This is a genomic window from Solibacillus sp. FSL W7-1464 (assembly GCF_038004425.1).
In the GTDB taxonomy this organism is placed as follows: Bacteria; Bacillota; Bacilli; order Bacillales_A; family Planococcaceae; genus Solibacillus.
Map to the genome: position 1 here is coordinate 3,485,001 of NZ_JBBORC010000001.1, position 20,781 is coordinate 3,505,781.

The following is a 20,781-nucleotide window of genomic DNA, read 5'->3' on the forward strand; positions in this document are numbered from 1 at the left end:
CGGCTTGTCGTCTGATTGGAGAAATCGGTGATATCCGACGTTTCCGAAATGCGAAACAATTAAATGCCTACGCAGGTATCGATATCATGCGGTATCAATCTGGTAATACTCATTATCGTGATCGCATTAATAAGCGTGGAAATAAACATTTACGAAAGATTTTATACTTCATGATACAAGGGATGCTTATGTTAAAAGAGAAGCCGAATCATTTTGCGGATTACTATTATAAATTAAAAACGCAACCTCAGAGAAAGCCTCATAAGGTTGCGATCATTGCCTGCGTCAATAAATTTCTGAAAGTGACATTTCAGTTACTGACACGAGGTATCCTATACGATTATGAGTCCGCACTACCAGCTCAGAAATCGTATTAAACGTAACTCAACTATAACACATAGACCTTTCGAAAAAAATAAAAATCGTGAGGTCTTTTTGGCTTGGGAAAATTAGTTTAAGTAAAAGGAATTAATGAAATACACTTGACTAATCGTAAGAAAGAGACTGGGACATAAGTAAAATGACCGTTAAATAACAGGAAGCACTTTGTTAAATAACGGATATTTTGCAAAATTGATTGGAATGCAGGGCGACTCCTGCGGGAATAGCGTGACGCCTGAGACTACAGGCTCAGGCCACGCCCGCGGAAAGCGTCCCGGAATGGAAATCAATTTTAACGCTCAGCAAAAAAAGCTATTTTTCTCTCAGAGAAAAATAGCTTTTTTGGATTATGTCCCAGTCTCGAATGATTTTACATTGAACCGACAGTACCTAAATAAATCAGGAAGAGCACTGCGAAAATATACATAATCGGACTTACTTCTTTTGCTTTACCTTTTAACACCATTGTTAACGGGTAGAATACGAAACCTACCGCAAGACCTGTTGCGATTGATGATGTTAATGGCATCATTAACATTGTGAAGAATGCTGGTACAGCAACTTCGAATTTATTCCACTCGATTTGTCCAAGTGAAGATACCATTAAAATACCTACAACGATTAATGCCGGTGCAGTAACTGCATTTGTTACAACACTTAATACTGGTGATAAGAACAGCGCCAATAAGAAACAGATACCTGTAATGATTGAAGCGAAACCTGTTCGCGCGCCAGCTCCAACACCTGCTGAAGATTCTACATAAGATGTTACTGTTGATGTTCCAAAGATTGAACCTGAAATAGATGCGATTGAATCTGAGATTAATGCTTTACCTGCACGAGGTAATTTATTGTTTTTAACAAATCCCGCTTGATTGGCAACAGCCATTAAAGTACCTGCGTTGTCAAAGAAGTCTACGAATAAGAATGATAGAATAACCGATACCATTGTTAGCGAGTAGAACTCAGGATCAGTGAATGCCGAGAATAATTTACCGAAAGTTGGTTCAACACTTGGTGGTGCCGATACAACTTGTGATGGTAAATCCACTAGACCAATAAACATCCCTACGATTGCAGTAATCGCCATTGCAATAAATACGCCAGCTTTCATTCCACGAACTAAGAAAATGACTGTAAGAAGAATACCGAAAATCGCTAACAATACTTCACCATCATGTAAGTTACCTAAACCGACAACTGTTGCCTCACTTGCAACGATAATGCCGGCATTTTTTAAACCGATGAACGATACGAATAATCCGATACCAGCACCAACGGCAATTTTAAGTTCCATCGGGATGGCATTGATTAATTTTTCACGTAATCCTGTAAGCGTTAATAATAAGAAGAATACACCTGATACAAATACTGCAGCCAAAGCGTGTTGCCAAGGACTTCCGTTTGTTAAGACCACTGTGTAGGCAAAGAATGCATTTAACCCAAGACCTGGCGCTAAAGCTAATGGGTATCTTGCAACAATCCCCATGATGAAACATCCAATTGCTGCTGAAACAGCTGTTGCCACAAATACTGCACCATAATCCATACGTAATGCATCTGGTAAACCTTCAATATCTGATAGCGTTAAAATGCTAGGGTTTACTACTAAAATGTAAGCCATTGCCAAGAAAGTTGTAAAACCACCTAAAATCTCCCGGCGATAATTTGTTCCAAGTTTATCGAACTCGAAATACTTTTTCATAATGAAACTTTCCTCCGTGTTGTCGTCTTCAACATCTAAAGAACACTTAACCTTAAAAACAAAAAAGACACGCAAAGCATAAATGCCGCATGTCCACGATTTAAGGAAAATAAGTACATTCCACTCCTATTATAGAAGTGAGATTACTTATTTATAAATCGTAGTCGAATCATTTACGGTGATTCGGTAGAAACTCACGGGCCTTATTCCCGACATTATACGACGACGTATTTAATTTACGTTTGTAATATATCATTTCATTTTTCAAATTACAAGCTATTTCCGAACATTTTTTATAAATACTAAAACATAGTTCGTGAAAACATCCATAAATTAGTCATTTACTTCTGTTCCTATGTTTTATTTATTATTATTAAACTTCTGCATCCATCCAAATTCAATCCATTTTTACTATATTTACAATGAATTGGATGTAAACTAATAATTATTTCACAGAAAGTTTATAGTAATGTTATATTGCTCCTCTATAGTGAAGTTTAGACAAATGGAGGAGGGATTTTTTTGCAACAACAACGAAAATGGGCATTGCTTTTAATTCGCTTTGCTGCTATTTCAGGCTTTATCGGTGTATTAATCGGATCAATTATGAGCGGTGAGATGAACTATTCTTTACGCCCAATCCACGCACACTTTGTATTGGTAGGTTGGTTATCAGTTTTTGCTTGGGGGATTTTCTATTATTCAGTACCTATCCGCAAGCTGATTTTTGTTAAAATCCAAAGTATTTTAGGCATGATTGGTGCTTTTGGTTTATGTATTGGGATGTGGCTATATAATTTAAATCCGCTTGACACAAATGAAACTCTGAACATGGTGTTCTTCATTGTAGGGGGTTCTATTTTATTAATCGCATTTTTCTTCTTTATAATTGTGACATTTTTTGTTCAAAAATATGAAAAATAATTATATCTTACAATCTAAAAGTAAGAGTATTATCCTTTAATATGTTAAAATAATAAAATGAAACACAGACTATTAAAGGAGGGGTTTGAATGCCCTACTGGTTACATAACACATTATTTGTACTTTTAATAATCGTTACATTCGGATGTGTTACGAGTGGAATCGAGTGGAAAACTCGCGAAAAAGCCACTGTTGAAGAATAATATTAAGCCTAAAATGAATTTCTAGAATATAACTAACATATAAAACAAGGAAGCCTGCGTAAACAGGCTTCCTTGTTTTTTTATAACTATTTATAATCCGCGGTTTGTACGTTTCAACGGATCATCATCCAAATGGTCTAAGTCATTTAAATGGTTCGTAGTATTAGTCGTATCCTTAATGTCCGCTTCTTCACGGCGAACCGTGTCTGAAACCGTTTCTGTATCCGTTACTTTTCGTTTGCCGACTACGATTTCTTCCGTAACGACATCTTTCTTCGTAACTTCCACTTGTTCTTCTGTTACCGGAATATGGATTTTGCCACTTTCTTCATAGGCATGTGTGATGCCATCATGAAGTTTCCCATTTGCATTAAGCGTTGCGTCTTCATTAACCGGGCGTCTTTCCACATAGACTTCCTCATGCTCCACCGGCACTTCAATTGTTTGATGGTCTTCTACTACATGTTTGTCGACTTGTACCTCACCCGTTTGTACGCGTTTTTTATCTACTTGCAAGCGTTCTTCATGAAGCGCTAAACGTTCTTCATCCGTTTTCTCATAATCACGCTCGTAATGATTATTCACACCGTAATTTTTCGTACCTTCATCAAAATAAGTACCGTAGTCTCTATCTACATACAATAAATATTTCCCGGCCTGTAATTCATCATAATAACGGTTTCGTTCATCTTCCGAGATGCCCATTTGTGTAAAGTGCTGGTCACGTACCAGATCTTCACCCATCATGAATGCTTTAAAGCGGTCCCACCAAGAACCTTCGTTATGATCAGTGTCATAACCATCCGTATTAGTGCTGTAACCTTTTGAGTTTCGGTACATCGATAGTTGATCATTGCGATTCGATACGATGTACATATCTTCCTCACCGTAGCCTTGTGCACGAAGGCGATCCATTTCCGCCTGTAATTCCGCTTCATTATCATAAATACCATATAATTTGTTATTATTTGTTTCCATGTTTCATTCCTCCATTTTCATTAAGTTAGTTTTTGTATACCGACTGTCTATAATGTTTTGGCATACTATACAATACCTTTTCTCCTAAATAGTAAACGCAAGGATGATAAATTTAACATTCTGTAATAAAAATGAAAGAAAAAGAAACACTGCTATGACAGTATTTTATTATTAATTGGATAATGACGAAATGAGTTGCCAAATAAAAAAACATAGAAAGACGTTACTCTTCCTATGTTTAGATACAGCCTATTTATCGTTTTGTTGTTGTTTCTTTTCCAAATACTGCGCACGCAATTTTTCAAGTTGCTGCTTTTTATCGAATTGGGTCGGCTTGTTTTTTTCGTGATACTTTGCAACAGCTGCCTTACCTTTACTATCCAATTGATATTTCCCCATTTTGTTCACCTACTTTTCCTGTTTTCACAGAGAACCTATTCAATATATAATATACCTCATTTTACTGAAGTAAACCTTAATTTTATGTAGCCCGACACCTGTATTTCCTATTGCTATAAAATTAAAAACTCCCTTTTAGTTATTTTTACAATAACTAAAAGAGAGTAAAAGTTAAATGTTGCTCAGTACTATTCCCACTCAATCGTTGCTGGTGGCTTAGAAGTGATGTCATACAGCACGCGGTTTACGTGCTTCACTTCGTTAATATATCAACGTTTCCACGCGGTACTTCAAAATAGTATATTCCGTTCGATTCATGTAATCCTTGTCCTCAATTGTAGCAGGTGAACCCCCTATTTACAACGTTATTATTATGAATAATGGACATGTGGTATCGATAAAAAAGACAGTTTTCATGCGTGTAGTGGGAACACCTTTGTATTATTGTTCTAAACACTAATTATCGGAAAATACCGCCCCTCTCATGCGTGTAATTGGACTTTCTTCTATAGTATATAGCACACTAAGTTGGTCTAAAGAATGTGGCTACTCCTATAATTTCATTTCACACCATTAGACGTTCTCACAGCCCCAAAATGACGTTCTAACCAAAAACAACCATCTCATTCTGCCTCTCATAGAAATACTCCTAGGGGCTTCTGACGCTTCACAAACGGCTTAGTGACACTCTACGAAAATGTTTCAAACCTCCACATCACCGCTCGGTAAAATGAGAATTTTATGTGTAAATTTAAAATTCAACGAGCGGTCATAAATCCCTATGAATCAACAATATTTGCTCAATGTTTCTAAAACAGCTACTGCTAGGAAAACCTATTTTTTTATTCTCTAGTCGCAAAAAGCGTCTAACTGCTCTATGACGCTCTCAGAAATAGCGAACATATATTTGTTCGTACACCCACTTGGCACACTCTTTACGGCTTCTTGTATCGTACTAGAGCTATCTGAAATGATTACGCCACTAACTAAAATAAAAGGAACACATCAAATTGATATGCTCCTACTGTAATTTCTAAAAAATGAGTTCACTTTTTTCTGTTACTCTGCTGTGTTTTATTATTACTATTTCCGAAACCTCTTATTTTCTCAGCACACAATTCTGTTAAAGGTTCCCCAATTGCTTTTTTATAATTAAAACCTAATAATTGCATGGTTCTCAAAGTATCTAAGCTTATTAATTGAACGATAGATTCAGTAGCTTGGGCATTTTGTGGAGATTGTACACCAAAACCACTTAGTATATGAATAGCACTTCTAATTGTATTTTGAAGGTATTCTAAATTTTCGGCACTAATTTCTACCCCATCATATAGCTCTTTATAACTTCTAGCTATTCTTTCTAACTCACTTTTATCTTCTAATAAACTATTAATTAACTCTTCGTACCCACGTATTATTGCCTCTTTATCTCTACCACCTTTTAATTGCCTCATTTTATCTGCTATAAATGTGGCCGTATTCTTCGTAGCAGTTCTTGTTAAATCACTATCTAACCCAGTGATTAACTCTTGAGCTGATTCAATAACACTTTCCATTTTCCTGCCTCCTAACCTATAATCACATTTGTATATATTTTACATTAAAATAACCACAAAAGGAACATATCAATGACGATATGTTCCCTTTGTTATGTCTATTCAACTTCCTGTACTAATTTCTCAGCTTTTCGCTTCCTAGCTTCACGTTTCAAGGTACTCATGCTAATACCTGTGATTTCCTCCACCTGCGAGAACGAATGTGTTTCTTTCAGCTTCATTGCATGGTCTAGCTGTGCTTTTGAATATGTAGGTTTTCTACCTTCACGATAGTTCGGATTCTGTTTGGCTATTGCCTTACCTTCCTGTGTACGTTCAATAATCATATTGCGCTCCATTTCGGCAACTGCAAGCAATGTTGTTAGGAAAAATCTCCCCATACTCGTGTTCTCTAATAAACCTACATTCAGCACATGGACTTTAATATCTTTCTTAAATAATTGTTCGATTAGGTCAATACCTTCTTTGGTGTTACGTGCTAAACGGTCTAGCTTAGTTACTATCAACTTATCTCCTGCTTGCAACGTCTCTAAAAGTTCTTGTAGCTGTGGTCTGTCTGTAGATGTTCCTGTGAACTTTTCTTTGTAGATATATTCCACGTTCTCTTTCTCTAGGGCTTCAATCTGCACCTCTAGTTCCTGACCTTTAGTTGATACACGAGCATACCCATAAACTGTCATTTACATTCCCCTTTTCACACCTAATTATGACACTTAATTACGACACCATTCAATACCTTGATATTAAAGTATCGACCAATCGGTGTCAATACTCAAAAGTTGTGATACTAAACATTTACCTTTTACATATACAAATGGTATTATATTCAAAAAGATTTAAGGAGAACTTATGTTAAAAAAACTTAAAACTAATTTCAAAGTATTTAAAATTTTACTAGTTACCGATGAGTTAAGTGAAGCAAATAGAATAATAAAATTCCTTGGTATTTCTTTTGTAATCCTAGCTTGCTTTTACATTTTAGGATTTGTTAGGTTATCAACTACAATCTTAATATGTATCTCGCTATCAGGTATTTTCTTTATCATTGGTGATATTTTCGAGTATTTCTGTAAAGTTCAACATCAAAAAAAAGCTATCAATATTAGTATCAGATATAAAAAAATTGGTTATCTCAAGCTAGTTAAAATGATTTGCCAATTTTTAGCTATAATCTCTTTAATAATTGCTCCATACATTACTACTACATTAACAACCACTATGCTAGCAAAAGTTAGCAACACCCTTTCTATGTTAGCTATAGGATTAACAGTGTTTAAAATTGGTCTAGACAACTCTATGAAAAAAGCAGAATTTGAGGAAATGATTGCCGATGAATTATTACGAGTTGCTAACGAACATGCAGCTGTTATTCAAGATAAAAAGGAATAATAACTCACTTTGCAGTCAAATGATATAGCACTCCAATCTGTTATTACCGACTTTCTATACAATATTCTCACAGCCCCATAGAGAGCCGAACAGACAGATAACGTTCCTCTCGATTGTGCTGTAAGCTATATCGTGTTACTCAATCGTCAAGCTCCCATGATTCTTCAATAATTGTGTTGTTAGTTGCTCCTGCTACTGTTAAATGATTGATTCTACAATTTGACTAAAAGACCGCTACTGATTGGAACAAAGGGAACAATACTTCTCAAGGAACAGAAGTAGTCAAACCTTATCGCATCGGGTGAGGTAACAGTCATTCATTCTTGTTAGGCATACACATATATTTTTAAAAATTGGGTCATAGTATTTGAAAAACTTCACACACTAATGAAAAAGGAGGTTCTAAATTGGGTTATATTCCGAAAGGTTTAATTCTTGCCTTTACCCTAATCGTAACTTTTTCATTGGTTGGCTATGCAGAAAATAGCAAAGATAAAAATGGAGAGGGTAATGAAGGTACTGTCGGAAATATGAACGATACCCCTCCATCTTTTGAAGAAATATTTACTGAGGGAGGATACAAAACAGTAGACGAAGCATTAGAAAATTTTGAACAGCATTACAAACAAGAACTAAAGTTACCACTAAGAGTACCACCAATTAGTTTTACTCATGTCTTTGGTAGATTTAGTAATTTAGATGGCGAGGTAAATGATGCTTTTGAAGTTAAGTTTATAAGTGACCAATTGCCTAGCAATCATTTCAAGATTGATGTTCGACCTATTCAGCATAAAATCACATTTGAAAAGTATATATCAAAAACCTTCAAGTTAGAAAATGGAAATAACGCAACATATATCGAATATCCAAGAATGTTTAATTTGTTAGTTTTCGAAAGAGATAATTGGCAATATATGTTTAGTATTGATAAAAAAGTATCTGATATAGTAACACCCGAAATACTCCTTCAGATAGCAAATTCTATTGATTATTGAGGTATGAACAGGACTTGCGTGTATGATTGATTTCCATATAAGCAAGTCCTTTTGCTATGCTCTCACAACAATCACAATAACACTTCCTATAATCCCTCTGTCAGACGAATCGAGAAATGACCTTGTGCATAGTTGGTCAGCTCGATTCATCTCACAATGCCTTCATCTGCTCTTGCTTCTGTTCAATCACGATTACTTGCTCTTGAAACTTTGTCTCAATTAACATCTTCTCTTGTTGTTCCTCTTGAATCCACAACTTAGCACGTTCAATTGGGTCTGCAATCATAAATAAGTTTACAATCATTGGTGTTTGTATTTGTTGCTCCATCTCGTTGAACTTCTCAATATAAGCCACAGCGAACATTGTTCCTTTAGCACCTGTCATACGAGTTGAGAATAGTTCACAACCTTTTTTCGTTAGTTGGTAGCAACTTAATAAGCGTCCAGTGCTATCTTGATACGATGAATCCATAAAATATTCACTGAGCGCAAAATTGCGCTCAGTAGATAAATGCTCAATAATCTTACGAATATCTTTCAGCACATCGTAGTGTTCACGCTCAACCATCTCAGCAACATCTCGACTATCAATCACAAACTGTCCTTCGTGGTTAATAACTTGCATATCATTATGTTGCTTTTGGATAGGTTCAATAATTAATAGTTCGGCTTTAGCAATGCCTTGACAGCAAAAAAGCATACTTAAACAAGTATGCTCTAATAAACTGTCTTTATCTTTCTATGAAAAAACGCTCTTTAGCACGTTTTCTATTCTTTTCATATGAAAGTTTCAAAACTATTAAGTTCTTCAACTCATCTTGACTCAACTGCTCTAATTCATCTCTGAGTTCTCCTAGATGTTCTAAAAAAACAAGTTGGACTATCCTATAGTCCATACTAATAATTTCTGCAAATGTCATTGGGTTTTCTTTTTTACAAAGTCGACCAAGTGCTTTAATTTCTCCAACAGTATATTCCTTAGAAACTTTCTCATAAGCACTTAACGCTTGCTCAATGGTATCTAAAGATTGCCCTTCACTTGTTAAATACATGGCAACAACTTTATCTCTTCCAAACTCATCATTTCTTTTAGAACCTACATTTGATGCTTCAACTAATGATTTTTCTTCATCAGTTAGTATTTCATCAAATACTTGCATTGGTACACGTCTAGGTCTACCTTTATGACTTACCATTATTATTCCCTCCTGTAATTTAAATGAAATTTGCTACTAACTATATTTTAGCAATAAATAACCCACTTAAGAATCAGACGTTTTTTTGAATTTCAAGAATAATATGATAATTTTCTTTAAAAGAAGCAATATAACATCATATAAATAACAAAATAATATGTATTTCAGATGAAATATCTTAAAATCAACTAATGTACTTTTCTGTACTACATATAATATAGTGTACCTACACTACCACTACTATTATTTTCCCTATAAATATGGACATACAAGAAAAGTGGAGGTTCGTTCCACTTATATTATATGTAGTACAAATATATACATTTCTTAAAATATTAGAATGGTAATTGCTCCATAGTCACTACTATTTCGCTCGTTTTACCTTGAAGGTAATCAGCATTTGTCATGACCATCATCTTTTTAAATGGCTCTGGCTCATCATTAAAGCAAAAATAATCGTTCGTGTAGTAAGTTGTTGCCATTCGTTCACCTTCTGTCATACCAATTACAAAATATTCTTGGTTAAACTTGAAGCGAACTAAGAAGTACGCTTTCAATGCATTAAGGTATTGAATCATTGTAGTTCTAGCAAGCCCAGTTTCAGCACATAACTTCTCATAGGAAACATCATAGCCACCAAAAATATCATTATTATGCTTCAACCAACTGTACAGATAGAATCCCACTGTCCCTAATTCTTCATTTGCCATACAATACATAAACACATCAAAGTCCACTGAATGTGTGTTTGATACATCATAGAATGTGCCTTGTATATGTTCTTCAACTAACTCATTTGTTTCTTTATCCTGCTTTAAGATAGTTCGCTCAAATGCCTTTAATGGTTTCTTTAAGAAGAACATCTTAGGGATTGGCGGTAACATTTCTTTTGGCATATCAGAAGCCATTGAGAAGGACAATGCTTCACCTTCTGCTTTTTTGAAATCCCAACCTAAAGGAAAATCTTTTGTTGATTCTGTGTAACCAATGTTATCAAGTAAACCACCTTTTTTCGTAATAAAGTTCATTGTGCGATTACTCTCGCTGTAACCTAGCACTTGCTTAATCATTTTGACATCTATTAATGCCTTAATGTTAAAGTATTTACAATTGCGATATAGGAACTGCGTTAGATAAAGATAATTGTAAGCATACGCTACCTGTGTTCCGCTTTTAAGATAGTCCAGCAAATCATCGAATATCTCGTTTGGTAGAAACACCTGCGATTCCTTTCCATTGATTTCTAATACTGATTTAATTTCTGCAAAATTCATGTTGAGATTCTCCTGTGTGATTGTATTTTGAAATAAAAAAGAAGTTGCATTGGCAACCTCTTAACTTTGTTAAACTACTTGAACTTGCTTAGTGCTTCTTAAAGTTCGTTGCTTTTTTCATAGAGCGTAAATACTGCCTTATCCTTAACGCTCTTTGCTTTAATGATGTACTGAAATCCCTTAGAACCTAGGTACAAGGAAAGTTTCTTTGTGTAGCAATAAAAATAATCGCTGCTTTTTATCATGCTTCTCACCTCATTTTTCTCAATATAAAAAACAGGAGCGTTATGCCCCTGCTTTCCGCTTTTTCAGTTTTTTTGTATAGCTTACAATTCTAGAATTGACATATGCCCAACTCACAATATCATCACGCTTTGATAAGTCACCTATAGCGTCAATATGTCCTGTTAGCTTCTGATATTCCTCTACAGTTATAAAATCACCCTTAGGAAGCCCAACAGGGAATCCTAACTCTTTTGAAATAAACTCATAGACCTCATACATTTCTTCAAGTACCCAAAGCTCCCCATCACCCATGATTAAATGAACCTTATCTTTACCTGCCCCTAGCTTCTCAACAAGAAACTGTTCAAAATCTTGTTTAGTATGCTTCTCTAAGATTGGAAGTAGCTCCTCTTTAGCACCTAATTGCTCTAAGTTTCTAAGATACTGTTCTCGGAAATCACTATAATAACCTGCATGTCCACCATCTAAAGCAATCAAAATCATTTTACCTACTTCTGAAGATGGAAGTGGTTTTCGTAAAGATACCCATGTTAAGAAGGTCGTACTCATAGCAAACTTATCAGTGTAATGGTTTGGTGTTACTTGATTGAATAGATTCAAATTAATTGCGTTTGGATTCACGAAAGAATCTTCTGAATAAGAACCTACATGATTGTCAGCAGAATGGATACTTGTGTCATTTGTTACCCCACAATCAACAGCTACAACAGGCAATGTACTACTTACACCTTTTCTTTGAGCTAGAACCTCATAATCATAAAACTGAGTTGTTTCCCAACCCTTTTCATGTCTAAGAAGGGAGCTTTCAACAACTCCGTCATTGTCGTTGCTCATGCGTACCTGTGCATTTTCTAGCTTGTGAAGCCATGATTCTTGTGTAAACTGAATAAAATCTTTTTTCATAATGAATGATTAAGCATTTAAGCTCACTCATTCCTATGTTTAGTCAATTGTCTTGCTATTTTTTGTCACGTTAAAATCTTATTTGCTGAGATAACAATTAATGCTCTCAGCGCTCCTTTTGTTCTCGTTTGACTAAGCGAGGGAACAGGAGCTTTTGTATAATAAATGCTTAATAAAAATCCTTCTTTCTATAGTTTATTTATAGGTTCTAATCTGTCACCTTAGTACCTATATAATTCTTAAACTCGTTTCTTATTTACACTTATTATTATATATCATTTTTCTACTTTTGAACGTACTTTTGCAAAAGTGAAGATTGGACTATTCCAAAAACTTAATAAAAAAAATGCATTTTTTCCTACAAAATTTATAACTAAGTTAATACCTACACATACAAAATTCATGCATTAAAGAGAATTTCAAGACAAAGAGCGCCTCTTCAAAAGAAACGCCCCACAAATTCTTCAAACATTTTTAGTAATACTTCTTTTAAATTCCTATATCATTCAACGGACTATGCAAACGTCCAATTTCAAGTATGCTATCCTGCTCTAGCCCTCTAAGGTACTTGGTAGTTTCCTGCGTATCAAAATGTCCCAATAGCCGACTTAAACTATAAACGTCAATTCCATTCCTTAGTTGTTTCTGAGCAAAGTAATGCCTACAGTCGTGCGGTGAACATCTAACTTCCTCACGTACCCCCACATTGTCACAATGCTCTTTTAAAATCTTATTGATGCGTGAACGGTGCAATTGCTTGGCACATTGGTCTAGGAAGTAATAGTCCTCAATCTCATGGCTCTCTTTCCGCTTAAAACGCTCCTTCTTGGCTTCTTCAAACTTCCGCATATATTTCCTCATGGTCTTGCTAATGTACACTAGACGTTGCTTAGAACCCTTACCATGAATTAGAATGTGACGCATTGAAATGTCACAAACCTTAATGTCACACAACTCACTAACTCGTATGCCTGTGTCAAAGAGCATAATTAAAATCAGTTTGTCACGTATATTAGAGTACGTTTCTTCCTTCACATCGTTAATGATACGTTTTACTTCTGCGTCATTAAAGGTTAGAATGACACGCTTTGCCTCTTTCAAACTTTTGATTCTGCGCATTGGATTGTTCTTTTCTTCAAGGTATTCTTCTTCAATTAGATAGTTGAAAAACACCTTGAGCGTTGCGATATTGTTGTTCAGCGTGATTGCTTTCTCATTCCCTAGTTTCTGACGGTACTGAACGTACTTCTTAATGTGTATCGGTTCTACCGCTTCCACATCTACTACATCACATACGGCTTCCATAAACTCCTGCCAACGCTTCAACCGCCAAATACACATCTCTACATACTTTGTTTTACGACCAATAATTTCTTGATTCAATTTGAAATCATCAATCAGTTCAATAATTCTGACCATAAAAAAAGACCTCCCATTTATTCATGAATTACATGAATAATGGAAAGTCCTATTTTGAAACGCTGTCGTTGCAGGTGAACAATTAAATGCTCCCTCAAACAACGTTTAAACCCTTGATATGACTACCCTCACAGGCACTTATAAGTCAAAGGTCACTCCCACTCAATCGTTGCTGGTGGCTTAGAAGTGATGTCATACAGCACGCGGTTTACGTGCTTTACTTCGTTTACGATACGAACAGAAATTTTCTCCAATACATCGTAAGGGATACGTGCCCAGTCAGAAGTCATGCCGTCGATTGATGTTACACCACGGATACCGACTGCGTAATCGTACGTACGGCCATCGCCCATTACACCTACTGAACGGATGTCTGGTAATACAGCGAAGTATTGCCAAATGTCGCGTTCAAGTCCGGCTTTTTTGATTTCTTCACGCAGGATGTAGTCTGCTTCACGAACGATTTCCAGTTTTTCCTCCGTTACTTCACCAAGTACACGGATTCCTAGGCCAGGACCTGGGAAAGGCTGACGCCATACAACTTCTTCAGGCAGACCTAACTCAAGGCCTAAAGCACGTACTTCGTCTTTGAATAGTGTATTTAACGGTTCGATTAATTCGAACTTCATATCTTCCGGTAAACCACCAACATTGTGGTGTGATTTAATTGTTTGGGCAGTTGCTGTACCAGATTCAATAATATCTGTGTAAAGCGTACCTTGCGCTAAGAAATCCATATCTTTCAGCTTTGATGATTCTTCATCAAATACGTAGATGAACTCGTTACCGATAATTTTACGTTTTTGCTCAGGGTCTGAAACACCGGCAAGTTTATTCATAAAACGCTCACGAGCATCAATTTTGATCAGTTTCATATCGAAGTCTTCAGTGAAAGTTTTCATAACTTGCTCAACTTCACCTTTACGGTTTAAGTTGTGATCTACGAACATACAAGTTAATTGGTCACCGATTGCTTTGTGGATTAACACTGCTACTACAGATGAATCAACACCGCCTGATAATGCACAAAGTACTTGCTTGTCACCAACTTGCTCACGGATTTTCGAAATTTCGATTTCAATGAAGTTTGCCATAGACCAGTCGCCTTTTGCTTCACAAACATTGAATACGAAGTTTTTCAGCAAATCATTTCCGTATACAGAGTGGCGTACTTCCGGGTGGAATTGCACTGCATAAAATTTACGAGAAGCATCAGCCATTGCCGCAATCGAACATGCCGGACTTGTCGCAATTACTTCAAAACCTTCCGGAACCGCTGTTACATGGTCACCATGGCTCATCCATACAACCTGATCTTTTGGTAGTTCCGCAAATAATTTATTATCCGAAGTAATGTTAATTTCAGCTTTCCCGTATTCACGAGTTGCTGCGCCTTCCACTTTCCCGCCTTGTGTGTGGGCCATTAACTGCATGCCATAACAAATACCTAAAATCGGTAAACCTAATTCAAAAATAGCTGGATCTACATGGAATGCCGATTCATCATATACGGAGTTTGGGCCACCTGAGAATACGATACCTACAGCATTCATTTCTTTAATTTCTTCAGCAGTAATCGTATGTGGATGTAATTCCGAAAATACACCGAATTCACGAATACGACGAGTGATTAATTGGTTGAACTGACTACCGAAATCAAGAACGACAATCTTTTCTTGCTCTTTTAACAAAGGAGTTGACACTATTTCCACCTCTTCTAATTTTTTGCGGCCTATATTAAGAAAAAAAACGCGTAAGAAAATAATTTCTACGCGTTCATATTCCATCTCTTCTTCAAGTGGGTATAACTATGCCTTATAAGGATATAGTGAGACCCACCGTCATAGATAAGTTATTTAGGGTAACTTAGTAGAAACATCTGGACCATATTACCAGACTTATATGAAGGCACAATACTATTTATTTTTCTAAATTTTACTCTTTCATCGCATTAAAATCAACCACTCGTACGATTGATTAAATATTCCCAAATTTCTTTCATTTCAGCTGTGTTCATTTGATTGTTCTTTTTTGCATAAATAAGGCGCTCATAAAATGCCGTCAACTCACTCATTTTCGTCGTTTCCAACTGTCGATCGACACGCATTGCAAACTGTTGCAGCGTTTCGTCCTGCCCTCGTTTTAAATGAATGCGCTCCAATTGTTTTAACAATACAAAGTAAGCTTCTTCAAATGTTGCCGCTTTTTCTAATTTTGAACGGTTCATTTGGACAGCAAGTTTTGGCTGCCATTGCCCGCGTTTTTTCCAGACAATAATTAAGCCAATTACAACAAGTGCCAATAATACGTACAGCACCCATTTAAATTTTGACCAGTCGATTCCATTTGTACTGTTAGTTGATTGCTTAGTTGTATCTTGCTCTTCCAAATCCGGCTGTGGTGTTTCCGGTTCTTCCATTTCAGGTAACTGCTCTTCTTCCGGAGCTTCGAAATCCACATCATAGTTAATATTCATCGGATTGCTAAACCCGATTGTCGGCTCAAAAGGCATCCAGCCAATACCGTCGATATACGCTTCAACCCATGAATGGGCATCATTATTCGTCACTTGATACGTAAGCATACCGTCTTGCGAAGCGATTCGTTCTCCGCTTGAAAAACCTTTTACCCAACGTGCCTGAATCCCTATCGAACGTAGCATGACAACCATTGAAGTAGAAAAATTATCACAATAGCCAAGCCTTGTTTCAAACAAAAACTGGTCTACATAATCTTGGTCCGCTGCCGGTACTTGTACATTTGTCGTTTCATATTGAAAGCCGCTACGCGCAAAATAACTTTCAATTGCCCGTGCCTTGTCATAAACACTGTCATACATATCCGTAATTTCATGCGTTAAATCCGTTACACGCTGCGGCAGCTTATCCGGAAGCTGTAAATAGCGCGGGTTACTTCCTGTTGAAGATGATGTACCTTTTAAAGCAACATAACTATATTCCGGCTGTTGGAAAGTCATTTCGTATGAGGCAGGTGCAATCACATCACTGTTAATAAGCGGTAAAATTTTCTCATTTCCAGTATTATATCTTAGCCCGGTATGCGTCCCGTCCAAATCATAGGATGTTACTCCATAAGCCTGTAATAGAAACAAATAATCTTCATTTACAGCCTGTACTTCCACCGACTGGGGCTCTTTACTTCCAGGTGTGATTGAAAGCGGCAGCGGATCTGATAACTGAAGTGTTTGCTGCTCTGACTCATCGCTCGATTGTTCCCAACCTTTAGACGTATAAACGTCCTTCGTCTCCACACGCCAATATTGACGGATTGGTGTTTTTATTTCATAGACAAGCGTATTGTCACCTGCAAACGGTCCGCCCAGTCGCTCATCATTTTCCCCGTAACCAACTGTTGCAACCGATTGACTCCCATTACCGCTAATACCTGCAATGCTTTTTACATAAGGCACCGGATCTGACCATTGCGGCTCTGCTTTCGGCATAATTGTTGCAACAATACCGGCCAACATGACAAAAATAACAATCGGAGTCGCATACTTCAAGTAGTTCATCCAATCTTTTTGCATTTCCGCTGCCTGCATAAGCCGTTTTATAAACAGTAAAGAAGTAAGCACAAGACCTAGCAGCATTACTTTTATAATCGCCTCTGTGCCATCGTATGCAGTAAAAGTATCGAGTGTCCCGATAAAAAATACTGTAAGCAGCAGGAAATAGTAAATGCTGTAGCGCACACTTACCCAATGCTGAATTAAATAAATGAGCATCCAGATCAAGATGAAAAACAGGCTCGTCCGGAATGGGTCACTTACATAAATCCATTCCCCCGCAAGCAGTACATCCAAATTATATTTCAATTCTCCCGATAGAAATTGCATCGTCGGCAATGCCTTATCGTTATACACACTGACTATGAACCACGTAATGTAAGCCAATTTAATGAGCCAATTAAAAATAAAGGGCAGTGTAAATATTCCCAGCAGTAAACATAGCCCTACGAATAATACAAACTGCATAAAGTAGCCGGTGTTCGTCAATTCCATAACCGGCACTAGCCATTCCCGTAAAATCAGAAAAATAATAAAATAAAAAATTGCGAGTTCTATTTTTTCGGCTGTGCTGCGTCTCATGCGTGCTTCACCTCCGAATACTTGCGCTGCAATTCATCCATACCGATATAGTGCACTTCATTATTCTGGCTTATATGCGGCACCGGATCTTTTTGATCACTTACGACAAAGCAAATAATTTTACGGGCATATTTCGTTCCGGCATTCAATACTTCTTGCAGTTCCGGGGTCATTTCACCTGTTATGACGACCACAACAGAGCGGCTCATCATTTTTTGTTCTTCAAACAACAGACGTTCGACACCAAACTGCGCATCCGGTTCAACTGTCGCTAAATGCTGCAGCACCTTTTCATATTGTTTGCCTGTCTTAATTACCGGCGTAAAATACCGGTCAATCCCAACACTCAAAAAAGAAATATCGCCCTGTTTTTTTACAATTTTCTTTATATAAGACGCCGTGTAATCGACAACATCATCAAAGCTCTTCTGTACTGCGCGATCGATTAGCACAAATGTATTTTGTGATTTCTGATCTTCAAATTCCTTCGTACGCAGTTCACCATTTTTCGCAAATGACTTCCAGTGAATCCAGGAAAAGCGGTCCCCCGGTACATATTCGCGCACACCTGTCGCAACCGTTGTATCCTTGATCAAAGAATAGCGGGATTGACTTGTACCCTGGTCATATTGCATTCCAATCGGCAATAATTTGACGTCGGATACTTTCGGATAGACTAAAAATAACTGCGGATGATTTATTACTACATTCCGTATTGTCCATCCAAAAAAGTCCGTACATGTAAACAGCAATCCTCTAAAATGATGCTCCCCGCGTTTTAACTCCTTCAATTCATACGTCCACTTAAACTCTCGTTTCCACCCAACCAAAAATAGTTTCGTTACATTTCCGTTCGGCTTTTCAAAGTGCTCCTCCCTCATCGGCAGTTCTCGCACCATCATGAAAACAAACGGAAACCAGCTCGTATTCCGGAATGTTACAGTAACTTGGACATCGCTCCCACGTTCAATTCGTTCTTTCGATAAAGTCCGGGATATTTCTTTAAAACGTATCGGGATAATCGCCAGTAAAATCGAATAGACCAAAAACGGCAGAATCGTGAAGAAAACAAACCAGCTAACAAAGCCCCCTTGGAACATTGCATAGCAATACGTAATAATAAGTAACGAAACAACAGTAATTAAACGTCCGCCATGCTTCAGAAACTGCTTGATTCCCTTCATTACTGTGCATACCTTTTAACAGGAACATGGACATAACGAAGAACACTTTCAATCACTTTTTCTTCCGTAATTCCTTCATAGCGTGTTTCTGCTTTTAAAATAATCCGGTGGCCGAAAACGAATTTCGCTAAATATTGAATATCGTCCGGGATGACATAGTCTCTCCCTTTCATAAAGGCATAGCTTTGCGCGGCACGCATCAATGCGATGGAAGCACGGGGACTTACACCTAAATACACGTTTTCGTGATGACGTGTATGTTGTGCGATCGACACGATATATTCTTTAATATTGTTTTCTACATGTACTTGTTTTACTTGTTCCCTTAAATCATTCAACTGTTCAATTGTCAGTACCGGGAAAAGGTCATCAATCGGAACCGATCTTTCAGCCCGATTTAGCACTTCAATTTCCTCTTCCTTCGTCGGATAGCCCATTTTTATTTTCAGTAAAAATCGGTCCAGCTGCGCTTCCGGAAGCGGGTATGTCCCTTCATATTCAATCGGGTTTTGTGTTGCCATTACAAAGAAAGGTTTCGGCAGTTGAATTGTTTCACCGTCTACCGTAATAGACCCCTCTTCCATACTTTCCAATAAAGCGGCCTGTGTTTTTGGTGACGTACGGTTAATTTCATCCGCCAGTACAATATTGCCGACAATCGGCCCCGGACGGAACTCAAACTGCAATGATTTCGGATTATATATTGAAACGCCAATTACATCAGAGGGTAATAAATCCGGTGTAAATTGAATACGTTTAAAACTTGCACCTAAAGACTTTGAAAGCGCACGTACCATCATCGTTTTCCCCACGCCCGGCACGTCTTCCAGTAATACATGCCCTCCTGCTAATAATGAAACAATACTTAGCTCGGCAATCTCTCTTTTTCCTATCATAACTTTTTCGATATTTCTGATTATTCCTTCGATCTGCTCATTCATGAATTGTCCTCCCACCTGAAATTGTTGCATCTTTGGCATGTAGTTTAAGCATAACGAAAACAAAATGCGAGTACAACTAGTTTCCCTTTAAAATGGAAAATCACCCCACTTCATCAAAAAGAAGTAAGGTGATTTAACATGATCAACCGTCTATTATTGTTTCCAAAAATCATCGAAAATTGTAATCGGCATATGACGTTTATGCATCGAGCGCAAGTAATGTCCTTCAAGCTTTTCACGTGCCTGCTCGGGTATTTCCTTGCCTTCCAAATAATCATCAATTTGCTCGTACGTAACACCAAGCGCTACTTCATCCGGCAGTGCAGGGCGGTTTTCCTCTAAATCAGCTGTCGGAATTTTTTCATATAAATGTACAGGACAGTTTAAATGCTTTAAAATTGCCCGGCCTTGGCGTTTATTTAAACGGAAAATCGGCATTAAATCCGTGCCGCCATCGCCATACTTCGTATAAAAGCCAGTTACGGCTTCTGCAGCATGATCTGTGCCAAGTACGACACCATCATTCGATGCTGCAATCGAATATTGTACCTTCATTCGTTCACGCGCTTTCTCATTTCCTTTTGCAAAATCACTTAATGTAATTCCTGCTTCCAAAAGCGCATTTACGCTTGCATCTACAGCATTTTTAATATTAACCGTATAAACTTTTGTCGGTTTAATGAAATCGAGTGCATCTTGGCAATCTTTTTCATCGAATTGTTTGCCATAAGGTAATCTTACCGCCCAGAACGAGTAATCGGATGCTCCCGCTTCTTCATTTAGTTCATCGACAGCCATTTGCGCAAGCTTACCCGTTAACGTTGAATCTTGCCCACCGCTAATACCGAGCACAAATCCTTTCAAGAAAGGATGATGTTTTGCGTATTCCTTTAAAAAATCAATAGACTTACGGATTTCCTCTTCTACATCGATTGTCGGCTGTACTTTTAACTCTTCAATAATTTGTTGTTGCAACATAG

At 37.2% G+C, this 20,781-nt stretch carries 18 protein-coding genes, 2 pseudogenes and 2 riboswitches (1 of these 22 cut by a window edge); of the genes and pseudogenes, 4 read left to right on the forward strand and 16 right to left on the reverse strand.

Translation table 11 applies throughout. The features are described from left to right. A pseudogene (locus tag MKZ25_RS17400) lies at positions 1-377 on the forward strand (IS110 family transposase) (it extends 850 nt beyond the left edge of the window). 374 nt (positions 378-751) lie between these two features. Here MKZ25_RS17400 and MKZ25_RS17405 read toward each other — a convergent pair. Beyond that, a complete protein-coding gene (locus tag MKZ25_RS17405) occupies positions 752-2,086 on the reverse strand; it encodes an NCS2 family permease (protein ID WP_340802578.1) in 1,335 nt (444 codons plus the stop codon). A gap of 141 nt (positions 2,087-2,227) precedes the next feature. Next, positions 2,228-2,329: riboswitch (purine riboswitch) on the reverse strand. Positions 2,330-2,608: 279 nt separating this feature from the next. Here MKZ25_RS17405 and MKZ25_RS17410 point away from each other — a divergent pair. Further along, positions 2,609-3,010 (forward strand): hypothetical protein, encoded by a 402-nt coding sequence (locus tag MKZ25_RS17410; RefSeq protein ID WP_340802579.1) that lies wholly within the window; start codon positions 2,609-2,611, stop codon positions 3,008-3,010. Between the two features lie 293 nt (positions 3,011-3,303). Here the strand turns inward: MKZ25_RS17410 and MKZ25_RS17415 are convergent, their stop codons facing one another. The 5 genes and pseudogenes from MKZ25_RS17415 to MKZ25_RS17430 form a co-directional block, all read right to left on the reverse strand. Continuing rightward, positions 3,304-4,191 carry a DUF2382 domain-containing protein gene (locus MKZ25_RS17415; RefSeq protein WP_340802580.1) on the reverse strand — a complete coding sequence of 296 codons (888 nt, stop codon included), beginning with the start codon at positions 4,189-4,191 and terminating at the stop codon, positions 3,304-3,306. 249 nt (positions 4,192-4,440) lie between these two features. Next, the gene (locus tag MKZ25_RS17420; RefSeq protein WP_340802581.1) at positions 4,441-4,590 is read right to left on the reverse strand and encodes a hypothetical protein; all 150 of its coding nucleotides are present in this window, start codon (positions 4,588-4,590) and stop codon (positions 4,441-4,443) included. Between the two features lie 188 nt (positions 4,591-4,778). Beyond that, positions 4,779-4,856: pseudogene (locus MKZ25_RS19880) on the reverse strand (GMP synthase (glutamine-hydrolyzing)); the annotation flags it as partial. A 780-nt stretch (positions 4,857-5,636) separates the two neighbouring features. Further along, on the reverse strand, positions 5,637-6,146 hold the full coding sequence (locus tag MKZ25_RS17425) for a hypothetical protein (protein WP_340802582.1): 510 nt from the start codon (positions 6,144-6,146) through the stop codon (positions 5,637-5,639). A gap of 98 nt (positions 6,147-6,244) precedes the next feature. Then, a complete protein-coding gene (locus tag MKZ25_RS17430) occupies positions 6,245-6,826 on the reverse strand; it encodes a recombinase family protein (RefSeq protein ID WP_340802584.1) in 582 nt (193 codons plus the stop codon). Between the two features lie 169 nt (positions 6,827-6,995). Between MKZ25_RS17430 and MKZ25_RS17435 the strand changes: the two genes are divergently transcribed. Then, positions 6,996-7,535, forward strand: coding sequence for a hypothetical protein (locus tag MKZ25_RS17435; RefSeq protein ID WP_340802585.1), 540 nt, complete (start codon positions 6,996-6,998; stop codon positions 7,533-7,535). Between the two features lie 407 nt (positions 7,536-7,942). After that, entirely contained in the window at positions 7,943-8,530 is a 588-nt protein-coding gene (locus MKZ25_RS17440) for a hypothetical protein (RefSeq protein ID WP_340802587.1), read from the forward strand. 151 nt (positions 8,531-8,681) lie between these two features. On the opposite strand, the gene MKZ25_RS17445 is transcribed toward MKZ25_RS17440, so the two are convergent. The 10 genes from MKZ25_RS17445 to nadE form a co-directional block, all read right to left on the reverse strand. After that, positions 8,682-9,230 (reverse strand): Rha family transcriptional regulator, encoded by a 549-nt coding sequence (locus tag MKZ25_RS17445; protein WP_340802588.1) that lies wholly within the window; start codon positions 9,228-9,230, stop codon positions 8,682-8,684. A 31-nt stretch (positions 9,231-9,261) separates the two neighbouring features. Continuing rightward, positions 9,262-9,726 (reverse strand): hypothetical protein, encoded by a 465-nt coding sequence (locus MKZ25_RS17450; RefSeq protein WP_340802589.1) that lies wholly within the window; start codon positions 9,724-9,726, stop codon positions 9,262-9,264. 335 nt (positions 9,727-10,061) lie between these two features. Beyond that, a complete protein-coding gene (locus MKZ25_RS17455) occupies positions 10,062-11,000 on the reverse strand; it encodes a hypothetical protein (RefSeq protein WP_340802590.1) in 939 nt (312 codons plus the stop codon). 285 nt (positions 11,001-11,285) lie between these two features. Beyond that, complete coding sequence (locus tag MKZ25_RS17460) at positions 11,286-12,149, reverse strand: hypothetical protein (protein ID WP_340802591.1); 864 nt, start codon at positions 12,147-12,149, stop codon at positions 11,286-11,288. 489 nt (positions 12,150-12,638) lie between these two features. Next, the gene (locus MKZ25_RS17465; protein ID WP_340802592.1) at positions 12,639-13,568 is read right to left on the reverse strand and encodes a tyrosine-type recombinase/integrase; all 930 of its coding nucleotides are present in this window, start codon (positions 13,566-13,568) and stop codon (positions 12,639-12,641) included. A gap of 152 nt (positions 13,569-13,720) precedes the next feature. Further along, positions 13,721-15,274 carry a glutamine-hydrolyzing GMP synthase gene (guaA, locus tag MKZ25_RS17470; RefSeq protein WP_340803043.1) on the reverse strand — a complete coding sequence of 518 codons (1,554 nt, stop codon included), beginning with the start codon at positions 15,272-15,274 and terminating at the stop codon, positions 13,721-13,723. Between the two features lie 118 nt (positions 15,275-15,392). After that, positions 15,393-15,494, reverse strand: a riboswitch (purine riboswitch). Between the two features lie 31 nt (positions 15,495-15,525). Continuing rightward, the gene (locus MKZ25_RS17475) at positions 15,526-17,676 is read right to left on the reverse strand and encodes a DUF4129 domain-containing transglutaminase family protein (protein ID WP_340802593.1); all 2,151 of its coding nucleotides are present in this window, start codon (positions 17,674-17,676) and stop codon (positions 15,526-15,528) included. Then, complete coding sequence (locus MKZ25_RS17480; RefSeq protein ID WP_340802594.1) at positions 17,673-18,860, reverse strand: DUF58 domain-containing protein; 1,188 nt, start codon at positions 18,858-18,860, stop codon at positions 17,673-17,675. Before MKZ25_RS17480 ends, MKZ25_RS17475 begins: the two co-directional genes overlap by 4 nt. Next, positions 18,860-19,801 (reverse strand): AAA family ATPase, encoded by a 942-nt coding sequence (locus MKZ25_RS17485; RefSeq protein WP_340802595.1) that lies wholly within the window; start codon positions 19,799-19,801, stop codon positions 18,860-18,862. Before MKZ25_RS17485 ends, MKZ25_RS17480 begins: the two co-directional genes overlap by 1 nt. Before the next feature lie 153 nt (positions 19,802-19,954). Then, complete coding sequence (gene nadE / locus MKZ25_RS17490; protein ID WP_340803044.1) at positions 19,955-20,779, reverse strand: ammonia-dependent NAD(+) synthetase; 825 nt, start codon at positions 20,777-20,779, stop codon at positions 19,955-19,957. Between the last annotated feature and the right edge of the window lie 2 nt (positions 20,780-20,781).